The 21525-nt window shown below is 73.2% G+C and carries 18 protein-coding genes; 11 read left to right on the top strand and 7 right to left on the bottom strand.

From position 1 onward, the window contains the following. The first annotated feature begins 619 nt into the window (after positions 1-619). Together rosag_RS16250 and rosag_RS16245 are read left to right on the top strand one after the other, a co-directional pair. The gene (locus rosag_RS16250) at positions 620-2227 is read left to right on the top strand and encodes a serine hydrolase domain-containing protein (RefSeq protein WP_284351207.1); all 1608 of its coding nucleotides are present in this window, start codon (positions 620-622) and stop codon (positions 2225-2227) included. Between the two features lie 139 nt (positions 2228-2366). Then, positions 2367-2750 carry a metal-sulfur cluster assembly factor gene (locus rosag_RS16245; protein WP_284351206.1) on the top strand — a complete coding sequence of 128 codons (384 nt, stop codon included), beginning with the start codon at positions 2367-2369 and terminating at the stop codon, positions 2748-2750. 66 nt (positions 2751-2816) lie between these two features. Here the strand turns inward: rosag_RS16245 and rosag_RS16240 are convergent, their stop codons facing one another. After that, positions 2817-3530, bottom strand: coding sequence for a signal peptidase II (locus rosag_RS16240; protein ID WP_284351205.1), 714 nt, complete (start codon positions 3528-3530; stop codon positions 2817-2819). A 253-nt stretch (positions 3531-3783) separates the two neighbouring features. Next, positions 3784-5079: a ribonuclease D gene (locus rosag_RS16235; RefSeq protein WP_284351204.1), complete on the bottom strand. Its 1296-nt coding sequence runs from the start codon at positions 5077-5079 to the stop codon at positions 3784-3786. A 260-nt stretch (positions 5080-5339) separates the two neighbouring features. On the opposite strand from rosag_RS16235, the gene rosag_RS16230 reads away from it, so the two are divergent. The 4 genes from rosag_RS16230 (at position 5340) to rosag_RS16215 (ending at position 8969) form a co-directional block, all read left to right on the top strand. Continuing rightward, entirely contained in the window at positions 5340-6734 is a 1395-nt protein-coding gene (locus rosag_RS16230) for an AI-2E family transporter (protein ID WP_284351203.1), read from the top strand. A 1-nt stretch (position 6735) separates the two neighbouring features. Then, on the top strand, positions 6736-7149 hold the full coding sequence (locus rosag_RS16225; RefSeq protein WP_284351202.1) for an acyl-CoA thioesterase: 414 nt from the start codon (positions 6736-6738) through the stop codon (positions 7147-7149). A gap of 168 nt (positions 7150-7317) precedes the next feature. Next, positions 7318-8124 (top strand): alpha/beta fold hydrolase, encoded by an 807-nt coding sequence (locus rosag_RS16220; RefSeq protein ID WP_284351201.1) that lies wholly within the window; start codon positions 7318-7320, stop codon positions 8122-8124. Positions 8125-8327: 203 nt separating this feature from the next. Then, on the top strand, positions 8328-8969 hold the full coding sequence (locus rosag_RS16215) for a methyltransferase family protein (protein ID WP_284351200.1): 642 nt from the start codon (positions 8328-8330) through the stop codon (positions 8967-8969). 96 nt (positions 8970-9065) lie between these two features. On the opposite strand, the gene rosag_RS16210 is transcribed toward rosag_RS16215, so the two are convergent. Beyond that, positions 9066-9329, bottom strand: coding sequence for a ferredoxin family protein (locus rosag_RS16210; protein WP_284351199.1), 264 nt, complete (start codon positions 9327-9329; stop codon positions 9066-9068). Positions 9330-9553: 224 nt separating this feature from the next. Here rosag_RS16210 and rosag_RS16205 point away from each other — a divergent pair, with 224 nt between their 5' ends. Beyond that, positions 9554-12745, top strand: coding sequence for a basic secretory protein-like protein (locus rosag_RS16205; protein WP_284351198.1), 3192 nt, complete (start codon positions 9554-9556; stop codon positions 12743-12745). Between the two features lie 284 nt (positions 12746-13029). Then, a complete protein-coding gene (locus rosag_RS16200; protein ID WP_284351197.1) occupies positions 13030-13443 on the top strand; it encodes an energy transducer TonB in 414 nt (137 codons plus the stop codon). Positions 13444-13528: 85 nt separating this feature from the next. On the opposite strand, the gene rosag_RS16195 is transcribed toward rosag_RS16200, so the two are convergent. Both rosag_RS16195 and rosag_RS16190 read right to left on the bottom strand, forming a co-directional pair. After that, positions 13529-13840, bottom strand: a complete 312-nt coding sequence (locus tag rosag_RS16195) for a YhbY family RNA-binding protein (protein WP_284351196.1) — start codon at positions 13838-13840, stop codon at positions 13529-13531. 196 nt (positions 13841-14036) lie between these two features. Then, a complete protein-coding gene (locus rosag_RS16190) occupies positions 14037-14477 on the bottom strand; it encodes a thrombospondin type 3 repeat-containing protein (protein WP_284351195.1) in 441 nt (146 codons plus the stop codon). A 725-nt stretch (positions 14478-15202) separates the two neighbouring features. Here rosag_RS16190 and rosag_RS16185 point away from each other — a divergent pair. From rosag_RS16185 to rosag_RS16175, 3 genes are all read left to right on the top strand, one after another. Next, positions 15203-15511, top strand: a complete 309-nt coding sequence (locus tag rosag_RS16185) for a hypothetical protein (RefSeq protein WP_284351194.1) — start codon at positions 15203-15205, stop codon at positions 15509-15511. A 471-nt stretch (positions 15512-15982) separates the two neighbouring features. Beyond that, positions 15983-16789 (top strand): SOS response-associated peptidase, encoded by an 807-nt coding sequence (locus rosag_RS16180; protein WP_284351193.1) that lies wholly within the window; start codon positions 15983-15985, stop codon positions 16787-16789. A gap of 172 nt (positions 16790-16961) precedes the next feature. Continuing rightward, the gene (locus tag rosag_RS16175) at positions 16962-17519 is read left to right on the top strand and encodes a hypothetical protein (protein ID WP_284351192.1); all 558 of its coding nucleotides are present in this window, start codon (positions 16962-16964) and stop codon (positions 17517-17519) included. A 59-nt stretch (positions 17520-17578) separates the two neighbouring features. Here the strand turns inward: rosag_RS16175 and rosag_RS16170 are convergent, their stop codons facing one another. Continuing rightward, complete coding sequence (locus rosag_RS16170; RefSeq protein ID WP_284351191.1) at positions 17579-20629, bottom strand: serine/threonine-protein kinase; 3051 nt, start codon at positions 20627-20629, stop codon at positions 17579-17581. Between the two features lie 86 nt (positions 20630-20715). Beyond that, a complete protein-coding gene (locus tag rosag_RS16165) occupies positions 20716-21306 on the bottom strand; it encodes a hypothetical protein (protein ID WP_284351190.1) in 591 nt (196 codons plus the stop codon). Between the last annotated feature and the right edge of the window lie 219 nt (positions 21307-21525).

Genomic DNA, 21525 nt, shown 5'->3' with positions numbered 1-21525 from the left:
GCCGACGCCGCGCGCTCGAACCTGGGGACCTTCCTGCGCTGTGCCCTCGGCGCCCTGCGTCGCGCCAGGGCTGTCTGCCTCTGGAGGAATGCGGATGCTTCGGATCGGAACGGATCGTTCGGATCGCTCCGCACCGGCGCATGGGACGCCGCCGCCACGCGGAGCGATCCGCAGCATCCGTCTTCATCCGGAGGATCCGAATCCCCCAACGGGAAAAAGGACCGGTGCGCCGGTGCCGATACTCGTGAAGAGGACGCGAGGCGCGCCGTACGGCCCGGCTCGTCGGGCCGACGCCGCACGTCCGTCGCGCGTCCTCGACACCGGACGCCGCCTGTCGTGCGGATGTGACGCCTTGCTCGCACTCGCGTCTTGACCTTCGACAGGTCGTGGCGGCATTCTGCGCCCACCGGCCCGACGTGCGGAACCACGCTCAACTGCGTGTGGTACTGGCACTTCGGACCCGGCACCTCACGCCGCGCTGCGCTCGCCTCCGGATCCCCCTCCTGCGAGCTCGGCGCGCGAGCACGTCCCCTGCACTTCTGACCGATCGGCCAGGCGCGCGTGACCTCCCTCACGCCGTGCCGGTTTCCCGTTGTCCCGTCGTCGAAGGAGCCGCTCGTTGTCCAGAGCCACGGCCGCCGCAGTCACCGCAGCGCTGGGTGCCACGCTCGCGTTCGCGACGTCCGCCCCCGAGGCGTTCGCCGGTCGCCCTGACGACCCGCGCCTCGCCCCGGCGGCCCGTCACGCGGCGCCGCACGTCGCGCTGCGCGCGGTCGCCACGCGCCCCGACGCCACCCGCACGCGCACGGACGCCGCGCTCTCCGACGGCATCCCCTTCCGCTCGGCCACCGCGGTCGGCATGTCGGCCGAGCGGCTGGCGGCGGTCGATCGCGTGGTGCTGCGCGGCATCGGCGCGGGCGGCTTCCCCGGCGCCAGCGTCGTCGTCGGCCGCAAGGGCTATGCGGTCGTGAAGCGCGGCTACGGCGCCCTCTCGTGGGGCGGCGCGCCGGTCGACGAGCACACCATCTACGACGTCGCCTCCCTCACCAAGGTCGTCGGCACCACCGCCGCGATCATGGTGCTCTACGACGAGGGCAAGCTCGATCTCGACGCGCCGGTCCGCTCCTACCTGCCGGCCTTCACCGGCGGCGCGAAGGACCGCGTCACGCTGCGCCACCTGCTGACGCACCGCTCCGGGCTCCCCGCGGGCCGCGAGCTGTGGCGCACCGCGTCGTCGCCGGCCGAGGCGCGCCGCCAGGTCATCGAGACCCCGCTGTACTGCGCGCCGGGCGCCTGCTTCGAGTACTCCGACCTCGGTGCCGACATCCTCGGCTTCGTGGCTGAGGCGGTGAGCGGCCAGCGGCTCGACGTCTTCCTCGACGAGCGCGTGTTCCGCCCGCTCGGCATGACCGACACGTACTTCCGTCCGCCCGCCGCGCTGCGCGCGCGCATCGCGCCGACGGAGGTCGCCCCGCCGCGCGGCTATCCGCTCCGCGGCGAGGTGCACGACGAGAACGCGTTCGCGCTCGGCGGCATCGCGGGCCACGCGGGGCTGTTCAGCACCGCGGCCGACCTGTCGATCTACGCCGCGATGCTGCTCAACGGCGGCGAGTACGGCGGCGTGCGCGTCATCGCCGACAGCACGGTGCGCCTGTTCACCGCCCGCGCGGCCGGCACGCGCGCGCTCGGCTGGGACACCTGCAACCAGCGCGGCAGCTGCGGCTCGCTGATGGGCGCGAACGCGTTCGGGCACACGGGCTTCACGGGCACGTCGCTCTGGCTCGACCCGGAGCGCGACATGTTCGTGCTGCTGCTGACGAACCGCGTGCACGCCGCGCGCGCGCTGCGCCCAGCGAAAGTGATCGCCGACGTGCGCGCCGACCTCGCCGACGCGGCGGAGCTGGCGGTGGCCGACGATCCGATGGGGCTGCGCGCGATGCCCGCGTCCTTCCGCGCCGACGAGGCGTCGGGGTGGAACCGCTCCGCGCGCACCGTGAGCCGCGGCAAGGCGCGCAAGTCGAGCAGCAAGGCGTCGCGCAGCAAGAGCGCGCGCGGCAAGGCGTCGTCGAGCAGGAGCAAGTCGGCGAAGTCCTCGTCCGCGAAGAAGTCGAGCGCGAAGTCGACGTCCAAGAAGTCGACGGTGAAGAAGTCGAGCGCCAAGTCGACGAAGAAGTCGAGCGCCAAGAAGGTGACGGCGAAGAAGCCCACCGCGAAGAAGCGCACATGACGGTGAGGCAGGACCGCCGCACGAACGGTCGGGGGCGGCGATGAGCCGCCCCTCGTCGCGTCCGGGCCCTCGATCGGCCGACCTTGTTGCGCTGCGCCGCGCCGGTGATGTTCCGGGGGTCTCCCACGCCGTGCCCCTCGTGACTCCCGACGACACTCCCGCGCCGACGCCGGCGCCCGATGCGGCAGCCGCCGCGCCTTCCGATGCTCCCGCCACGGGCGCTCCGGCGCCAACGCTCGACCAGGTGCGCCTGGCGCTGCGGCGCGTGAAGGACCCGGAGCTCAACCTCAACATCGTCGACCTCGGCCTGGTCTACGACATGGCGGTCGAGGAGCGCACGCTGCGCATCGACATGAGCCTCACGTCGCCGGGCTGCCCGTCGGGCCCCGAGATCATGGGCGAGGCGGAGCAGCAGCTGCGCTCCCTGCCGGGCGTCGAGGACGTGGTGGTGAACCTCGTCTGGTCGCCGCCCTGGTCGCCCGAGCGCATCGAGCCACGCGTCCGCGCCTACCTCGGCTTCTGAGTCCTGGAACGACGTCGCCCCCGTCCGGCAGTGCCGGACGGGGGCGATTCGACGGGAGCGCGAGGGTCAGCGCGGCGCGAGCACCGCGTCCGTTCGCTGCCGCGGCCCGTGCGTGCGCATCGCCAGCACCAGCACGCCGATCGTGCGCATCAGGAGCAGCAGCCCCGCGAACATGAAGAGGTCGGCGACGTTCATGATCCACGCGCCGTCCTGGTGGTGCAGCGCGAGGAAGTCGGGGACGCCGCGCGGCGACGACACCAGGCTGGCGAGGTTGCCCGCGCCGCCGCCGGCCATCAGCGCCAGCGCGGTGGGCGCGTGGCGATCGAGGCGCGCCAGCACCGGCACCAGCATCACCAGCATCCCGATGACGACACCGGTCGCCACCATGTTCAGCTCGCGCGTGTGCGCCCCCAGCCACACGCCGCCGGCCGACGCGGTGTTGTAGACGAGGTGCAGCGACAGCGGCCCGCCGAGCGCGATCGACTCCTGGCCGCCGAGGAGGGCGACGGCGATCGCCTTGGTGACGAGGTCCGCGATCGCGACCAGCGCCAGCAGCGGGAAGAAGCGCTTCGCCAGCGCGCGCTCCGAGAGCGGGGCCGGCGCCGCCGCCACCGCTGGCGCGATCCGCGTCGTCGGCAGCGCGGTGACGCGGTCCGCCGTCCGGCTCACCGGGATCGGGACGACGCGCTCCTGGCGCTCCCGCTCGCCGCGCGGCGGGGTGGCCGGCGTGGCGGGGGTGCGGCGGCGCGCGTGCGGGTCGAACGGCAGGACGGTGGCCATGACGACGGGGCGGGACGGGGAACGACGGACGGCTCTGCCCCCCGACAGGGCAGGCGGCATGCCCGCCTCCGGGGTCGCGTGCGCACCGCCGCGACGCGCGCCCCATAGTCCGCTCCCGCAACGGGTTACGCCAGAGGCCCCACCCGCGGGATCACCCGTCCCACCCGTTCCGCCAGCCCCCGATCCTGGCGACCACGGCCGCGCCGCCACGACAGGCGTGGCGGCCGCGCCACAGCGTGGCGCGCGATCGCCGTCAGGCGTCGCGGTACGGCGAGCGATCGTCCGTGGGCTCCGCGGCCGGCTGTGGGGCCGCCGTGGGAGCGGGTGCGGTGGGCGCCGCGCCTCCGCGCCCCGCGACCGACGCGTCCACCGCGCGCAGCCCCTCCAGCAGCGCGGGCCCCAGCTCCGCCACCTGCCACCGCCGCAGCTCGGGCATCGCCGCCAGCTCGTCGGGCGTCTTCGGGTTCTTCCGCGCCACCGCCTCCAGCCGCTCGCGCGACAGCAGCACGCCCGGATCGAGATCCAGCCGCTGCGCGGCGTCGTCGCGCACGCCGCGGAGCCTCGACACGCGCGCGTCGAAGTCGGGATCGCGGTCCCAGCGCGGCGCGCGCGGGAAGCGCGGCAGCTCGGCGTCCGGCACCGCGAGGCCGCGCTTCACCGCGTCCAGCATCTCGCCGCCGCGCGCGTCCAGCGAGCCGCGCGGCACGCCCTTGATCGACGCCAGCTCGTCCTTCGTGCGCGGCGCGCGGCGCGCGATCTCCAGCAGCACCTCGTTGCCCGCGACGCGGAACGTCGCGCGATCGAGCGACGCGGCCACGCCGTCGCGCCAGATCACCAGCTCGCGCAGCAGCGCCAGCTCGCGGCGATTGAGGTCGCGCGCGCCCTTCAGCCGCATGAACGCCTGCGAGGGGTCCTCCTCCGCCCAGCGCGTGCCCTCCAGCCGCGCGAACTCCTCCTCCGCCCACGCCAGGCGCCCCGCCTTCTCCAGCTGGTGCCGCAGGCGGTCGCGCAGCTCGGGGAGGAAGCGCGTGTCCTGCGCCGCGTAGTCCAGCATGTCCGCGGTGAGCGGCCGCATCGACCAGTCGGCGCGCTGGTGCTTCTTGTCCAGCTTCACGCCGAACTCGCGCTCCAGCAGCGCCGCCAGCCCGAACGCGCGCAGCCCGAGGAGCTGCGCCGCGATGCGCGTGTCGAACAGCGGCCGCGGATGCCAGCCGTAGTCCTGGTGCAGCAGCCGCAGGTCGTAGTCGGCGTCGTGGAACACCACCTCGACCTTCGGATCCTCCAGCAGCGCGCCGAGGGCGGGCAGCGGGCCCACGGCGAGCGGGTCGAGGATCGCGCTCGTCTCGGTGCCGTCGGACGTCCGCGCCGTCAGCTGCAGCAGGTAGATGCGGTCGACGAAGCGGTGGAAGCTCGCGCCCTCCGTGTCGAGCGCCAGCTCGCGCACGTCGCGCAGCTCGCGCAGGAACGCGTCCGCCGTCTCGGGCGTGTCGAGGTAGCGCACCGCGTCGGACGAGGGCGAGCTGTTGGCGCTGGAGGCGGACTTCGGCACGGCGGCGGGTGCGGGGAGGGTGTGAGGCGTCGACGCCGACAATCTAGCCCGCGAGCGGTGCGACGGAGGACGGAACGGCGGGAGACGATACGGCGGAGGACGGAAGGGCGTGAGACGGTGGGGCGTGAGACCGATGAGCAAAGCGAGGGGGGCGTGGACCGTTCTTCGCTTCCAGCGTCCGCCGCCGTATCGTTTCGCGCCGTATCGTCTTCCGCGCCATCGTCCTCCGCCGTTCCGTCCTCCGCTTCAGTGCACCCGACATGACCGATCCGTCCGCCGCGGCCGGCGCCCCCGGCCGCCGCAACGTCGACCTGCCGCCGTCGGGCCCGGTCGCGCAGCGCCCCATCGCCGCGCCGCCCCTGGGCCAGCGCGAGCGGCGCACGCGCAACGTCGGCTGGCGCAGCCGCGACGTCATCCGCGCCGCGGCGCTGGTGTTCGGGCTCTACGTGCTGGGCCAGCTGCTCTGGTTCGCCAACTCGCTCGTCTTCGTCGTCTTCCTCGGCACCCTGTTCGGGCTCGCCGTGGGCTCGGCGGTCGACCGGCTGGAGCGGTTCAAGATCCGCCGCGGGGTCGCCTCGGCCGGCGTCGTCTTCGGGTCGCTCGGGCTGCTCGTCCTCGCCGGCCGGCTGATGGCCCCGACGCTCACCGAGCAGTTCGCGGTGCTGCGCGGCCAGATCCCGGCCGCGATCGATCGGGCCGAGGTGTGGGTGAACGAGCACCAGTCGGGCGTGATCGGGACCGTGCTGCGCGGGGCCACCGCGCCGCCGGCCGCCACCACGCCCGCCGCGGCCACGCCCGGCACGCCCACCCCCGCGCCGACCACGCAGCCTGGCACCGCCGCGCGGCAGCAGATCACGGACGCGGCGCGCACGCAGGCGCAGCGCGCGGCCGGCCAGGCGGCCGCCGGCCAGTCGAAGGACGCGGAGGGCACCGCGCCGTCGGCCACCGAGAGCCTGAAGGCGCGCCTCGGCTCCCAGCTCTCGGGCGCCACGCGCTACCTCTTCCCGTTCCTGTCGTCGACGCTGGCGGTGATGGGCGGCCTGCTGCTCATCATCTTCCTCGCGATCTACATCGGCGCGGAGCCGCAGCTCTACCACGACGGGTTGATGCACCTCTTCCCGCACCGCGCGCGCAAGCGCGCCGGCGAGGTGCTGACCGAGATGGCGACCGTGCTGCGCAAGTGGCTCGTCGTGCAGCTGATCGCGATGGTGACGATCGGCGTGGTGACGACGGTCGCGATGCTCGTGCTGAAGGTGAAGGCGGCGTACGCGCTCGGCTTCATCGCGGGATTGCTCGAGTTCATCCCGACGGTGGGCCCGATCCTCAGCGCGATCCCGGCGCTCGCGATGGGCTTCGTCGACGGCCCCGAGAAGGCGGTGGCGGTGCTGATCGCCTACTGGGGGATCCAGTTCCTCGAGAACAACCTGCTGATCCCGTGGCTGATGCGCGGCGGCATGGACCTGCCGCCGGCGCTGACGCTGGTCGCGCAGGCGCTCATGACGCTCGTCTTCGGCTTCCTCGGCCTGATGGTCGCGGTGCCGATCACCGCGGCGATCCTGGTGCCGATCAAGATGCTGTACGTGCGCGACGTGGTGGGCGACGACGTGCCGCTGATGTCCGACGGCAGCGAGGACGACGACGAGGACGACGACTAGCATGGCGCACGAGATCCCGTACCACGTCTACCCGACGGACTGCGACGTCTTCGGGCACGTGAACCACGCGACGATGATCACGATTCTCGAGCACGCGCGCTGGGCGCTGCTGGAGACGGTGATCTCGCTGCGCGACGTGACGCGGCGCGACCTGTGGGCCGACGGCGTGTGGTCGGTGGTGCGCCACGTGGACATCGGCTACCACTGGCAGTCGCTGCCCGGTGACGACCTCGCGATCCGCTCGGGCCTCGTCGAGATCGGCCGCACGTCGTACCGCATTCGCCAGGCGGTCTCGCACCGCGACACGGGACGGCTGCACGCGGAGGCGACGATCACGTTCGTCTGTCTGGACACTGACGGAAGGCCGGTGCCGGTGCCGGAGCGGTGGCGGTCGGTGTTCCCAACCTGGGACTGAACGGCGGAGGACGGAACGGCGGAGAACGTTGAAGCGGAGGACGAGGAAGCGTGAGACGGTGGGGCGGCCTTTCGAGCTTCAAGCGTCGAGCGAACGGGTCCGCCTCTTCGTTTCACGCCGTTTCGTCTTCCGCCGTTCCGTCCTCCGCTTCACCGTCCTCCGAGTCTCATGCTTCTCGCCCACGACGACACCGGCAGCGGCACCCCGCTCCTTCTCGTGCACGGGTTTCCCCACTCCCGCGCCTTCTGGTCGCCGATGGTCGCGGCGCTGCGCGAGCTTCCGGACGGTGCGCGCGTGCGCGCGATCGCGCCCGACCTGCGCGGCTTCGGCGACACGCCCGCGCGCGCGCCGATGACGCTCGACCAGCATGCGGACGATCTCGTCGCGCTGCTCGATCACCTGGCCGTCGCGCGTGCGGTCGTGTGCGGGCTGTCGATGGGCGGCTACGTCGCGCTCGCGCTCTGGCGGCGGCATCCGGAGCGCGTGCGGGCGCTGGTGCTGGCCGACACGCGCGCCACCGCCGACGACGACGCGCAGCGTGCGAAGCGCGTCGAGCTGGCGGGCGTCGCGCGCGCGCAGGGGAGCGGTGCGGTCGCCGACCGGCAGCTGCCCGGCGCGCTCGGGAAGACGGCGCGCGAGGGCGATCCCACGTGCGTGGCCGGGCTGCGCGCGCTGATGGCCGGCGCCTCCGTCGACGGCATCATCGGCGCGTTGGACGCGATGCGCGAGCGCCCCGACGCGACGCCCACGCTCGCCGGCATCACCGTGCCGACGCTGGTCGTCGTCGGGAGCGAGGACGTGCTGACGCCGCCGAAGGACGCCCGGGCGCTGGCTGCCGGCATCCCCGGCGGGCGGCTGGTCGAGATCCCCGCGGCCGGCCACGTCAGCGCGTGGGAGCGGCCCCACGCGTTCGCGGCGGCGCTGGCGGCGTTCGTCGGCGGGCTGGACAGCAGCGATGATCGCGGGGTAGCGTAACCCCCGGCACAGTTCCGTGCGGTCGCGCGCTTGAAGCCGGCGGCTTCGGCGGTGACCTTTCGGTGCTGCGCCAGTCCGGGAACGGCTCCGTCCCTCCCTCCTGCCGTCGTTCCCCGCCGCCCGCCCGCCGTCCTGGCGGCCCCGGCATCTGCCTTGCCTCGTCGTCCGCGTTCGCGTCGACGAGCCCCCCGCACCCGAGTCTGGTGTCCGCCGCTCCCATCCCGACCGCCGCGGCTCCCGCCGCGTCCGCCAAGTGCGCCGCCGAGTGCACCCGTGCCGCCGAGCTGGGGGCGGTGCTCTTCCGCAACCGCGGCTGGCTGCCGGTCCCGTTCTTCGTCGTGCCGCTGGTGGTCCCCGGCACGCAGACCGCCGCCTCGTGGATCGCCGGCGCCGCGCTCGTCGCGGCCGGTGAGGCCGTGCGGCTGGCCGGCGTGGCGGCGGCGGGGACGGTCACCCGCCGCCGATCGCGCGCCGTGCAGCGCCTGGTGACCTACGGGATCTTCGGCTGGATGCGGAACCCGCTCTACGTCGGGAACTTCCTCGCCTGGCTGGGCGTCGTCGTCGCCTCGGGGGTGTTCTGGTTCCTCCCGGTCGCCGCGCTGCTGTTCGCGCTCGAGTACTCGCTCATCGTGCGCTACGAGGAGGGCGTGCTGGAGTCGTTCTTCGGCCGCGAGTACCTGGACTACAAGGCGCGCACGCCGCGCTGGTTCCCGCGTCCGCCCGCGGAGCCCGAGTCGGGGCCGCACCACTGGGGCGAGGCGTGGCGCAGCGAGGTCTCGACGCTGCTGCAGTACGTCGTCTTCGCCGGCGTGCTGGTGGCCAAGCAGATGTGGCTCGCGCGCTGACCGCGCTGCCGGCGCGGCTGGCACGGAACGCAGAACCCCCGCCCGCGAGCGCTCGCGGGCGGGGGTTCGTGCATCAGGACCAGGCGAGCGACGCGCTCAGCGCGTCGGGCGGCCCGGGGGCGCGTCGCTCTTGAAGACCTCGCGGTTCTTCGCGATGTAGCTCTTCAGGTTCCCCGGCACGTCCTCCTCGGGGAAGATCGCCGTCACGGGGCACTCCGGCTCGCAGGCGCCGCAGTCGATGCACTCGTCGGGGTGGATGTACAGCTGGTCCCCTCCCTCGTAGATGCAGTCCACCGGGCAGACGTCCACGCAGGACTTGTCCTTGACGTTGATGCAGGCTTCGGTGATCACGTACGGCATGGGCGTGCGCCTCGGAATTTGAACGGGTTGGGGAGACCCGAAACATAGAGGGCCTCCGGCGGGCGCGCCAAGCGCCCCGACCGCCATCAACGCCGCACCGCCCCCCGCCGTGCCTGCCGCGTCGCGCTCCTACGTCCCAGGTAGGGTGGAAGCAGGCATGGCTGTTGCCCCCACAGCAGCGATGACCGCCAACGGTGGCGGCGTCTCACGGAGGGGAGGAAGGCATGTCAGGCCACGCATCCACGCGTGCCCGTGCGGCCGGCCGGCCGACGCGCGTCGCGCTCGTCTCGCACGCGGCGCGACGCGCCGTCGCGCACGCCAGTGCGCTCCTGGCCGCGGGGGCGGCCGTCCTGTCCATCGCGCTGTCGATCGTGGCCGCGAGCGCCGCGCCCGCCCACGCGCAGTACTTCGGCCGCAACAAGGTCAACTACGAGACCTTCGACTTCCGCATCCTCGCCACGCCCCGCTTCGACGTGCACTACTACCCGTCGATGGAGGAGGCGTCGCGCGATGCCGGACGCATGGCCGAGCGCTGGTACGAGCGCCTCGCGCCGTTCATGCGCGACTCGCTCGGCCGCCGGTCGCTGATCTTCTTCGCCGACCAGCCCGACTTCCAGCAGAACAACGTCACCGACATCGAGAGCGAGGGCACCGGCGGCGTCACCGAGAGCTTCCGCTCGCGCGTGATCATGCCGTTCACCGGCGTCTACGAGGACAACCACCACGTCCTCGGGCACGAGCTGGTGCACGTGTTCCAGTACGACCTGGCGGAGAAGGCCGGCGGCGTGCAGCGCCTCAACGCGCTCCCGCTCTGGCTCGTCGAGGGGATGGCGGAGTACCTCTCGCTCGGGCGCGAGGACGTGAACACCGCGACGTGGCTGCGCGACGCCGCGCGCCGCAACGACGTGCCCACCATCAAGCAGCTCACGAACGACCCGCGCTACTTCCCGTACCGCTACGGCCAGGCGCTGTGGGCGTACGTCGGCGGACGGTGGGGCGACCAGGCGGTCGTCGACGTCTACAAGCAGTCGCTGCGCTACGGCTTCGAGGGCGCGATCCGCCGCGTGCTCGACGTCTCGACCGACCAGCTGTCGAAGGACTGGGGCGCGGCGATCCGGGGCGCGTACCTGCCGCTGATGGCGGGGCGTTCGGCCCCCGACAGCACGGCGAACCTGATCATCGGCCAGCGCAACCGCCGCGGCGGCGAGTACAACCTCGCGCCGGTGCTGAGCCCCGACGGGAAGACGGTCGCGTTCTACTCGTCGCGCGGGCTGTTCGAGATCGACCTGTTCATCGCCGACGCCGAGACGGGCCGCGTGATCCAGCAGCTCGGCTCCCTCAACCGCGCGCGGCACTTCGACGCGATGAGCTTCATCGCCTCGGCCGGCAGCTGGAGCCCCGACGGCCGGCAGCTCGCGTACGTCGTGTACCGCCAGGGCGACCAGGTGATCGAGATCTACGACCTGGCCGCGCGCCGCTCGGTGCGCACGCTGCGCACGCCCAACCTCGGCGCCGCGCTCGATCCCGCGTGGAGCCCCGACGGCCGCTACCTCGCGTTCTCGGGCAGCGTCGGCGGCATCAGCGACCTGTATCTGTACGACCTGCAGGCCGACCGCATGGAGCAGCTGACGCGCGGCCGCGAGGCGGAGCTGCAGCCGTCGTGGAGCCCGGACGGCCGCACGCTCGCGTTCGTGACCGATCGCGGGCCCGGCACCGACTTCGAGCGGCTGACGTTCGCGCCCACGCGCCTGGCCACGATGGACGTCGCGTCGCGCGAGATCCGCGTCATCCCCGGCTTCGTGGGCGCGCGCCACATCAACCCCAACTGGTCGCCCGACGGCCGCTCGCTGTACTTCGTCGCCGATCCGGACGGCTTCTCCGACGTGTACCGCCTGGACGTCGCGAGCGGCGCGCGCTCGCGCGTGACGCGCGTCGCCACCGGCGTCTCGGGCATCACCGACCTGTCGCCCGCGCTCAGCGTGGCGCGCACGACGGGGCGCCTCAGCTTCTCGGTGTTCGACCGCGGTGGCTACAACATCGTGCGCATGGAGGCCGCGGACGCGCAGGGCACGCCCGTCGATGCGGCGCCCGACGGGCGCGCGGTGGCCGCCGGCGCGACGGTGGGCGACGGCGGCACGCTGCCGCCCGTGAACCCCTCGGCGCCGAGCCGCATCGAGCGCTACCTCGCGGACGCGACGACGGGGCTGCCCGAGGGGCGCACCGTGTTCCAGAACGAGCGCTACTCGGCCAAGCTGCGGCTGGACTACATCGCGCCGCCGACGGTCGGCATCGGCACGAGCAGCCAGTTCGGCACGACCGTGGGCGGCGGCATCGGCGCCGCGTTCAGCGACAACCTGGGCAATCAGTCGCTGCAGGCCGTCGTGCAGGCGCAGGGGCAGGTGCAGGACATCGGCGGGCAGCTGTTCTACCTGAACCGCAAGAATCGCTGGAACTGGGGCGCGGGCGTCGGGCACATCCCGATCCTCACGGGCTACACGGCGGCGGGCGAGGTCTCGCCCGGCCAGTTCGCGTACCAGCAGGTGCTGCAGCGCATCTTCATCGACCAGGCGCAGGCGCTCGCGCAGTATCCCCTCTCGTCGACCAGGCGCTTCGAGTTCGCGCTCGGCGCGACGCGGCAGGGGTACAGCCAGGAAGCGATCAACATCTACGTCGACGACTTCGGCAACCCGATCGGCCAGGACCGCACGAAGCTGCCGGCACCCGACGCGATCTACTACGCGCAGGGCTCCGCGGCCTTCGTGGGCGACTGGACGTACTTCGGGCTCACGTCGCCCATCGCGGGCGGCCGCTATCGCTTCGAGGTCTCGCCGACGGTCGGCACGCTGAGCTTCACGACCGGCACCGCGGACTACCGCCGCTACTTCCTGGCGCGGCCGGTGACGTTCGCGTTCCGCGGGCTGCACTACGGCCGCTACGGCAAGGGCGCGGAGGACTCGCTGCGCCTGGCGCCGCTGTACGCGGGCTACGGCACGCTGATCCGCGGCTACGACGTGGCGAACAACATCGAGGCCGGCGAGTGCGGCACCACGGCGGCGCGCTGCCCCGTGTTCGACCGCCTGATCGGCAGCCGGCTGGCCGTCGCCAACGTCGAGATGCGCATTCCGCTGCTCGGCCCCGAGGGGCTGGGGCTGATCCGCACCAACCTGCTGCCGGTGGAGATCGCGCCGTTCTTCGACGCGGGCGTGGCGTGGAACAGCGCGCAGAGCCCGGACTTCCGCTTCGTGGGCGGCGACGCGTCGCGCAACGACCTGGCGCGTATCCCGGTGTTCAGCACGGGTGTCACCGCGCGCATAAACCTGCTCGGCTTCGCGGTGGTGGAGGCGTTCTACGCGTACCCGTTCCAGCGGCCCGACAAGGGGGCGCACTTCGGCTTCCAGCTGGCGCCGGGGTGGTGAGCGGATCGTGAGCGGCGCCTGACGGGGAGGATGGTGGCGGCGGGGCGGGTCCGGACATCGGGCCCGCCCCGCCGCCGTTCTGGGAAGGCGTCGGGAAGGCGGGCCGATGACCGCCGTGTCATTCGCAGGGCGGCAGCAGAGGCTAAAGAAGTGGGCTGGATCGGCCGATTCTCTGAAGCGTCACGACCAACGGCCCCACGGGCGCTGGCCTCCCGTGAGCCGCGCGCTGCGCGCCGGTGCGCCGGTGCCCATCCCGCTCGCGCCAATCCCAGAGGATCTCCGCCATGCACACGTCGTCCGATCGTCGCTTCCGTCGCCTGTCCACCGCCGCCGCCGCCGTCGCGTTCGCGCTCTGCGCGGCTCCGCGCCTCGTCGCCGCGCAGGAGGCGGTGTACGGGGGCGAGGACCTGACGTCCCCGCCGAAGCTCGTCTCCGCCGCCGCGGCCGCGCGCCTCGTGGCGCGCTCGTTCCCCGAGGAGATGCGCAAGGCCGGCACGGGTGGCACCGTCCAGCTGCAGTTCGTGATCGGCAAGGACGGCAAGGTGGAGCCGAGCAGCATCGAGGTCGTGCAGGCGCCGGCGCCGGCGCTGGGCGACGCGGCCAAGACGGTCGCCGAGAAGATGCAGTTCGTGCCGGGCAAGAAGGACGGGAGCGCGGTGCGCGCGCGCGTGCAGCTGCCGATCGTCTACAAGCCGTGATCGGCTGATCGATCCGAACGTCCCGAACGCGACGCGCCCCCCGGCCATCGAGTGGCCGGGGGGCGCGTCGCGTTTCGCTTGCCGCTCAGCGGCGCCAGGGGGGCGGATCGCCGGCCTTGCGCTTGAGCTCCGGGTTGCGGCGGTAGAGCGTCGCCGTCTTGCCGATCACCTGCACCACCTCGGCCGCGACGGCGGTGGCGAGCGCGTTGGCGGCGTCCTTGGCGGGAACGTCGGCGGTGCGGGTGAGGGCGATCTTCACCAGCTCGTGCGTGCGCAGGGCGTCGTCGAGCGCCTGGAACACCGCGGGGGCGAGCCCCTGGTGTCCGACGTGGAGCATGGCGTCGAGGTGGTGGGCTTCGGCGCGCAGGGCGGCGCGCTCCTTTCCGGTCATGGGCATGGCAACAGGTCGATCGAAGTCGGCGCGCCGCTAAATACGGCGCTGTGTTTCACTTACGAGCGAGACCGTTCGTAGCATGCCCGGTCGACTTTCGCTCTGGGAAGGCGATGGGAAGGTCCGTGTGCCCGTTCGAGGTGCGCAAGCTCCCAACGTTTCGCTCTGAGCGCAATGCACGCGCCTCGTCTTCACCGCCCGTCTAGCGACTCACGCACTCATCCGGGACGCCGTCGCCATCCGTATCGATGGGCACGCTGCCCTCTGGGCATACGAACTCGCAGACGTCGCCCACGCCGTTGCGGTCATCGTCCCTCTGATCAGGGTTCGCCGTCAGGGGGCAATTATCAGAGCTGTCCGACACGCCATCGTTGTCGTCGTCCGCATCACACGCGTCGCCGAGACCGTCGCCGTCAGTGTCTGTCTGGTCGGCGTTGGCGGTGAGCGGGCAGTTGTCCGCGCTGTTGGCGCGGCCGTCGCCATCAGGGTCGCCGCGCGGTCCTCCCGGCGGCGGCTTCACACCACCGCGAACGAGAGACAGCGCGTTGTCTGGCCCAAGCAGTCCGGAGGCCGCCGGGTCGTGGCACGCTGCGAGCAGCATTGCAAGCACGAGCACGAGCGCGGGAGGAGCCTGACGACACATGGGTGGCCTCCGGAGCTGAGGGTGCGCCGGCGTGCACGACCGCAACGCCGGGCCATGCGGTGCGAGAGCGCCATGGTACGGACGTTTCCCACGGCTGTCGAGAGCGCCCAACCTGTGCCGATCGCGTCTCCGTCTGCTGCGGCGTACTGATTGCGCAGTCCGCTCCTACGCCCACTCATGCCACTCGCGCGTCAGCGCGGTTGATGCACCGGCGCTGCGCCCGCTCTGCTATGCCGTACTAGGTCCCGCCTACGCGACGTGGGCCCCTCTCGAGCCGCTGATGGTGATCTTCACCGATAAGTGGGTGATGAAGAGCATTACGCCACGTTAGCCTCGGTAGCATCGTTGAGCTGCTGCTGCGGAACGGGGCAGCCGAACCTCCTCGTCCGGATCTGAGCCTGTGTTCTACATGGTCGCCCCCGCCCTCGTGTGCGGGCAAGCCGCGATCCTGTGGGCCACAGGCCTTCCCGGTTCGGAGGGGCCATCGGCCCTCGCGCTCCCGCGTCGGCGCGGGCCGCAACGGACTATGAGCCGGGTGCGTGGTGAGAAGCGCCAGACTTAGGATGTGGTGCGCTGTGAGTCCGCTCGTCACTATGGAGCGCCCGCCGTCCGATGAGGGCGCTGCTGACGTGGCGTCCTGACGACTTGCCGTCATTCCTCCATTCAGTCCCATGCGCCCTACGGCGTCGCCTCAACAGAGCTCAAAGGTCGCACGTGCCTGCCGCGTGCTCGGCAAGATCGCGCTCGGTATGGGCGGGCTCTGCCTGCTGTACCTGCTGCTGCTGATGGCGACGGACTTTAACGATGGGTTGGGTCTGTTCTCGCTCGCAGGCGCGTTTGGCGCTGCGGTCGTAGGGAACCTGCTCCTCGCTGTGGCACAACATCTCGATCGCCAGGACGAGATCGCGCAGGCGCTCCGCGCGATCGCCCGACAGCTGCACAGCGACGCCGTGGAAGTCGAACTGGAGCCGATCAGCGCGCCCGTGGACGGGCCCGCAGCCATGCGCAGCGGGGCGGCGCACGCCTCTCGGTGATCCGGCGCCTCAAGTACCACTGTGCCGCGAGCACCGCGCGGCTGCGAGTGAGCGCAAGGCTCCTCCCACGCTGCGACCGGTGCCTCGACCCGTCACGCACGGTGTAGCCGGCCAAGGCCGCGATCACGTGGTCGCCGTACCCGAGGGCCTCGTGCGACGGTCGTGAAGCTGTGGCGGAGGTCGTGGAGCCGCGCCGCGGCCGCCTCCATTACCTCGGCAGAGGATTGCCCTGCGGCGTTCTACACCGCCGCCCGCGGCCGCCAGAGGTTCGACTGACACTGGCCACTAGACGTTCGTTCCGCCAACGCCCGGGACAGGAAGTCCTGGCGCACGTGAGAGGCCCGCGAACTCGCAGCAGCTGCCGGAGCAGTGAGACGTCGGGGTCGTCGAACGTCCGCGAAGTCGCCGCCGGCTAGTGGTCGGCATGTAGAGTGCGACGGCCGGCGTGCATCACTCCGGAATCCCCTCGCCATGTGCGGTCGCTTCGGCCTGACGAACCCCCAGCGCCTCGCCGAGGCGGGCCTGCTCGCGGATCTCGCGATCACGTCCGTCGCGGCGGACCTGCCGAACCCCTATCCGGCCCGCCACAACGTCGCGCCGTCGCAGCCCGTGCTCGCGGTGCTGGACCGCACGCGCGACGGTGAGCGGGAGCGGACGCTCGCCGCGCTGCAGTGGGGCCTCGTGCCACGGTGGGCGAAGGACGCGACGATCGGCCACAAGCTGGTGAACGCGCGCGCCGAGACGCTGGTCGAGAAGCCGACCTTCCGCGCGCCGTTCACGAAGGGGAAGCGGTGCGTCGTGCTGGCCGACGTGTTCTACGAGTGGCAGGACCTGCGCGACGCGACGGCCGACCCGCGCAACGGGGACCGCGGCACCACGGGACGGCGTCCGGTCGCGAAGCTCGCCAAGCCGGGCAAGCAGCCGTGGGCGATCCGGCTGCGCGACGGCGAGCCGTTCGCCTTCGCGGGGCTGTGGGAGACGTGGCGCGATCCCGCGGACCCGGGCGCGGCGTGGCTGGCCACCTGCACGCTGATCACGACGACGCCGAACGCGCTCGTGCGCCGCGTGCACGACCGGATGCCGGTGCTCCTCCCGCCCGGCGCGGTGGGCGAGTGGCTCGACCCGGACACGCCGCCCGAGCGCGCGCGTGAGCTGCTGGTGCCGTACGACGCGACGGCGATGGAGGCGTGGCCGATCAGCCTGCGGATCAACACACCCGCGTACGACGAGCCGGACGTGCTGGAGCCGACGGGCGCCCTGATCCACGGCGGTCGCTGAGGCTTCGCCGCGGGTCTGCGGCATCGATTGACGCGCGCGCGACGCCGTCGACCCTTGCGCCCCGCCGCGCCGGCGTGCACGGCTACAGCGCTCGGGATCGGACGCGCGATCCCGAGCGCCGTGGTGCCTCACCGCCGCGGCCCCGTGCCCGCACGCCTCACCGACCGAATCCGTGACCACACCCCGTCTGGCCCTCGCGCTGCTCGCCTCCCTCACCGTCGCCGCCTGCACCGGCGACACCGGCCCCGTGGGTCCCACCGGCCCCGCCGGTCCCCAGGGCCCCGCCGGCCCGACCGGCCCTGCCGGCCCCGCCGGCGCGACCGGCCCTGCCGGCGCCACCGGTCCGCAGGGCCCCGCCGGTCCCGCGGGCGCCACGGGTCCCGCCGGCCCTGCCGGCCCGACCGGACCCACCGGCCCCGCGGGCGCCGCCGGCCCCGGCACGCGCCTCGTGCTGACCGGCCGCCTGGCCGCGAACGGCGACGTGTCGTCGGCCGCCATCCGCACGCTGCCGACGGGGCTGACGTTCGCGTCGCCGCCGATCGTGGCCTGCTACTACGAGGACGGCGCCGCGCCCGGGACGTGGCGCAACGTCTTCGACTTCACGTCGACCGCGGACAACGTCTACGCCTGCGTGCTGCGCGAGGTCAGCGCGGGCGGGCCGTTGAGCGTCACCATGCTCGCGCCGTCGGCGTTCGTGGGCGCGAACTACGCGATCGTCGTCGTGTTCTGATCGCGCGGCCGTGACGACGAGCGCCCCGCGTGCCAGGCCGGCACGCGGGGCGCTCGCGTTCACCGCGCCGACAGTCGACGCGCCGCCTCGCGCGACTCGCGCACCAGCGGCTGCAGCGTCGCGTCCCCGTGCGCCCAGGCCGCCGCGACGAAGGCGTACTCGCGCGCGGCCAGCGCGCGGCTCCCCGCGCGCGCCGCGATCCGCGCGCGCTCCAGCGCGAACAGGCCCTCGCTCGGCGCCAGCAGGATCTGCAGCCGCTCGTCGAGGACGGCGAGCGCGTTGGCATGACGGCCCGCGGCGGAGAGCAGCCGGGCCTTCGCGATCCGGTCGGGATAGCACATCAGGCACGCGGAGTCGACCACCTGCTCGAACAGGCGCGTCGCCGTGACCGTGTCGCGGCGCGCGAGCGCGAGGTACGCATTGGCCACCCGCCGCCGGTACTCGTCATCGCGTCGCAGGTGCGCGGAGTCGGGCGCGGGACGCGCGGTGCTCATGCGTGCGAGCAGGCGCTGCAGCGAGGACGTGTCGCCGCGCGCGGCCCACCATGGCAGCATGGCGTGCGCCTTCGCGAGCGCGTCCGAGCCCTCGTCCAGCCAGCGTCCGAACACCGCGTCGGCCGTGTCCGCGGGCACCGCGCCCAGCCAGGCCAGCTCGGCGAACGTCCGCGGCGCAGTGGCGGCGAGACGACCGCCCAGCAGGGCGAACGCTTCCCGGTAGTGTCCGCGATACGCCAGCTGCTGGATCAGCAGCAGGCGCCGCCGAGCGGGCGTCGTGAACCACTCGCCCGAGGTGCGCCGCCCCTCGACGTCGAGCCGCGCGACGCGCAGCGCCGACTCGGTCGAGTCGGGCCAGTGGCGGAGGACCTGCCACGCCGTGAAGAGCGCGTCGGCGGACGCGGAGTCGAGCTGCCGCTGCGCGGACGCTGCGCCCGCGCGCGCGGGGTCGAGCAGCGCGTTCACGAGGCGGATGCCGTCCGCGGAGGCGTCGCCCGGCGCCAGCGCGAGGAACGCGGCCGCGAACCGGCGCGCGGCCACGGGCCCGTCGTGCGTCAGCGCCAGCTCGACCGCGTGCAGGTAGGCCGGCGCGAAGGTGGAGTCGAGGGCCACCGCGCGCTCGAACGCCGCGAGCGCGCGCCGGTCGTGCGCCGGGAACGTGGGGCCGTAGCCGTGGTGGAACCGCGCCTCGCCGAGCTGGAACCAGACCTCGGGATCGTGCTGGCCGTCGCGCCGCGCGGCGTCGAGCACCGCGAACATGCGGTGCACGCGCGACCAGTAGCCCGTGTCGGACTCGAAGGCCGTGAGCGACGCGCGGATGGAGTCGGCCAGCACGAGCAGGCTGTCGCGCGGCGACAGGCCGCGGTTGTGCCGGCCGGCGCGCAGCAGGAACGCGCGCGACGTCGAGTCGAGCTGGTCGCGCTGCCAGCCCATCACGAGGCCGATGCGCCGCAGCGGCAGCGCGAACGTGCTGTCCTCGTGCACCGCGCGCCGGTAGCTCGCGACGGCCGAGTCCCACTGCGTGCGCCGGTAGTACTGCTCCCCGTGCAGGAACGCCTTGAGCGACGACAGCGACGTCGTGCCGAGCCGGCTGCCGCGCGACTCGACGAGGGCGCCGCTGCGCCCGAGCGCGTCGAGCAGCGCGATCGTCACCGAATCGGGGAGCCCTGCGAGCGACCCACGGTACTCGATCTCGCCGCTGGGGAGCACCGCGCCCGACGCCGCGTCCAGGATCGACGCGTTGAGCACGACGCGCCCGTCCTCCGCGGGGACGAGGCTCCCGAAGACGACGAAGCTCGCGCCGGTGCGCGCCGCGAGGTGCGCCGCGGCCGCGCGGTCGGTGCGGGCCTGCTTCCGCCAGCTCGCGATGACGACCGTCGGCGACACGGTGCGCAGCGAGCCCGCGCCGTCCAGGCTGCGCGAGAGCACGTCCACGAGCCCCTCGCCCCAGATCCCCCTGAGCTGCGGCGAGAGCACCGCGAACGGCGCGATGGCCACCAGCGACGGCTCGGCCCCGCGCTGCACGCGGCGGAGCAGCTCGTAGCCGGCGACGCCGACGGCCGCCGCCAGCGCGATGCCCGCGACGGCGAGCGCCGCGCGCCGGTGGCGCGCGCCATCGGACCCGAGGCCGACGGGCCACGGCAGCGTGATGCCGTGCGCCGGCGTGGTGTGCGCCGCCTCCAGCTCCGCCAGCAGCAGCTCCGCGCTGGCGGGCCGGCGCGCGGGCTCCTTCGCCAGGCAGCGGTGCACGAGTGCGGCGAGTGGCGCGGGGACCTCGGGACGCACGCCACGCAACGGCGCGGGCTCGCGCGTCATCTGCGCGAGGAAGAGCTGCTGCGGGCGCAGGTCCGCGAACGGGTGCCGCCCCGCGAGCAGCTCGTACGCGACCATGCCGAGCGCGTAGACGTCGGCGCGCGCGTCGACCGCGTCGTCGCCCGCGACCTGCTCGGGCGCCATGTACGCGGGCGTGCCGATCGACGCTCCGAGCTCCGTCATCGTTCCGCAGCCGGCGGTCGCCATCGCGAGGTCGTCGGCGACCGCGCCCGGCGCGCGCGCCGACCGGATCGCCTTGGCGATGCCGAAGTCCGTGACGACGGCGGTGTCGCCCGAGAGCAGGACGTTCTCGGGCTTGATGTCGCGGTGCACGACGCTGTGCGCGTGCGCGTAGTGGAGCGCGCGCGCGACGTCGCGGACGATGCTCACCGCCTCCGCGACGGGCAGCCGCTCGCCGGGCGCCAGCCGCGCGCGCAGCGACTGCCCCTCGACGAAGGGCATCACGTAGTACGGCAGCCCGGCGACGGCGCCGGTGGCCAGCACGGGGACGATGTTCGCCTGCTGCAGGCGCGCCGCCAGCCGCACCTCGCGCAGGAAGCGGTCGGCCGAGAGTCCGCGCGCGAGCTCCGGCGCCAGCACCTTGACGACGACGCGGCGCGAGAGCGCGTGGTCGCGCGCCACGAAGACGCGGCTCATGCCGCCGCCCCCGAGCTCGCGCTCGATGGTGTGGTCGGCGCCGAGCGTCGTGCTCAGATGCGCGCGCAGCCACGACGCGTCGGACGACACGTCGGGCGGCGCGGCCTCCGACGCACGCGGCAGCGCGACCGCGACGTCGCTGGACACGGACGACCGCGCCGCCACCGCGCGCGCGGAGCCTGCGTCGTGCCGATCGATGCCTGCGTCGCGGTCACGCACGGCCCGGCCCGCGTTCAGTACAGGTACGACAACACCGCGTAGCGCAACCAGGTCGTGCCGCCAGACAGCAGGATGTCGGAACCGTCCGGATACGTCAGGTCCGCGCGGAGGAAGGCGGACTGCGCGCCCGTCGGCGTGAGCGGCATGATCCAGCCGGTGACCGTGGACAGATCGATCACCCCGACCGACCCGCTCACCCCGGTGTAGCTGCTGATCGGGACCGTGATCGTGCCGCGTCCCACGAGCCCCTTGTCAGTCTCGTGCACCCGCGCGTCGGGGCTGACGACGATGTTCGGGTTCGTGCTGGAGAAGCTGATGAAGGCATTCGTGCCCGGCCGGTTCGCGAAGACCGTGGCCTGAACGCCGGAGACGAAGAACGTCAGGACGCTGGGCGGCGGCGGCGGTGGGCAGATGGGGCTTCCCGGCAGCGGCACGCACCCAGTTCCCCCACCTCCTCCCGGGCCCTCGATGCCATCCGCCGGCGGCGGCGGTGGATTGCCGTCACCCGCCTCGAAGGCCGGCTGTGCGCGCGGCGCGAGCGCTGCGGGAGCAACGGGTGCGTCGGCGCAGGCGGCGATCGCCGCCAGCGCGCCGAGCAGGGTCACGCGAACCACGGTGAATCGCATCATCGCGGCTTCCCCTCCCCTGTGGCATGCCGGCCCGACACGCGGCCGGCAGCGAGGTCCAACGTGCGCGGTGAGCCGTCACACCATCGTCGATGCAGCGCGCGATGCCGCCACGACCAGGACCCGAACACAGTGTGGACCGACGGCGCGGCGAGCAAGACCGACGTTTACGCCCTGCACGCCACTCACGGCGACATG

Origin of the sequence: Roseisolibacter agri (assembly GCF_030159095.1) — a bacterium.
Lineage (GTDB): Bacteria > Gemmatimonadota > Gemmatimonadetes > Gemmatimonadales > Gemmatimonadaceae > Roseisolibacter > Roseisolibacter agri.
This window is presented reverse-complemented; position numbering and strand designations above follow the sequence as displayed.

What these genes read in the sequence shown, in the direction of transcription:
- rosag_RS16240 (WP_284351205.1), bottom strand. Translation starts at nt 3,530, where the DNA reads ATGGCCACCGTCCTGCCGTTCGACCCGCACGCGCGCCGCCGCACCCCC.
- rosag_RS16230 (WP_284351203.1), top strand. Translation starts at nt 5,340, where the DNA reads ATGACCGATCCGTCCGCCGCGGCCGGCGCCCCCGGCCGCCGCAACGTC.
- rosag_RS16225 (WP_284351202.1), top strand. Translation starts at nt 6,736, where the DNA reads ATGGCGCACGAGATCCCGTACCACGTCTACCCGACGGACTGCGACGTC.
- rosag_RS16220 (WP_284351201.1), top strand. Translation starts at nt 7,318, where the DNA reads ATGCTTCTCGCCCACGACGACACCGGCAGCGGCACCCCGCTCCTTCTC.
- rosag_RS16210 (WP_284351199.1), bottom strand. Translation starts at nt 9,329, where the DNA reads ATGCCGTACGTGATCACCGAAGCCTGCATCAACGTCAAGGACAAGTCC.
- rosag_RS16205 (WP_284351198.1), top strand. Translation starts at nt 9,554, where the DNA reads ATGTCAGGCCACGCATCCACGCGTGCCCGTGCGGCCGGCCGGCCGACG.
- rosag_RS16200 (WP_284351197.1), top strand. Translation starts at nt 13,030, where the DNA reads ATGCACACGTCGTCCGATCGTCGCTTCCGTCGCCTGTCCACCGCCGCC.
- rosag_RS16195 (WP_284351196.1), bottom strand. Translation starts at nt 13,840, where the DNA reads ATGCCCATGACCGGAAAGGAGCGCGCCGCCCTGCGCGCCGAAGCCCAC.
- rosag_RS16190 (WP_284351195.1), bottom strand. Translation starts at nt 14,477, where the DNA reads ATGTGTCGTCAGGCTCCTCCCGCGCTCGTGCTCGTGCTTGCAATGCTG.
- rosag_RS16180 (WP_284351193.1), top strand. Translation starts at nt 15,983, where the DNA reads ATGTGCGGTCGCTTCGGCCTGACGAACCCCCAGCGCCTCGCCGAGGCG.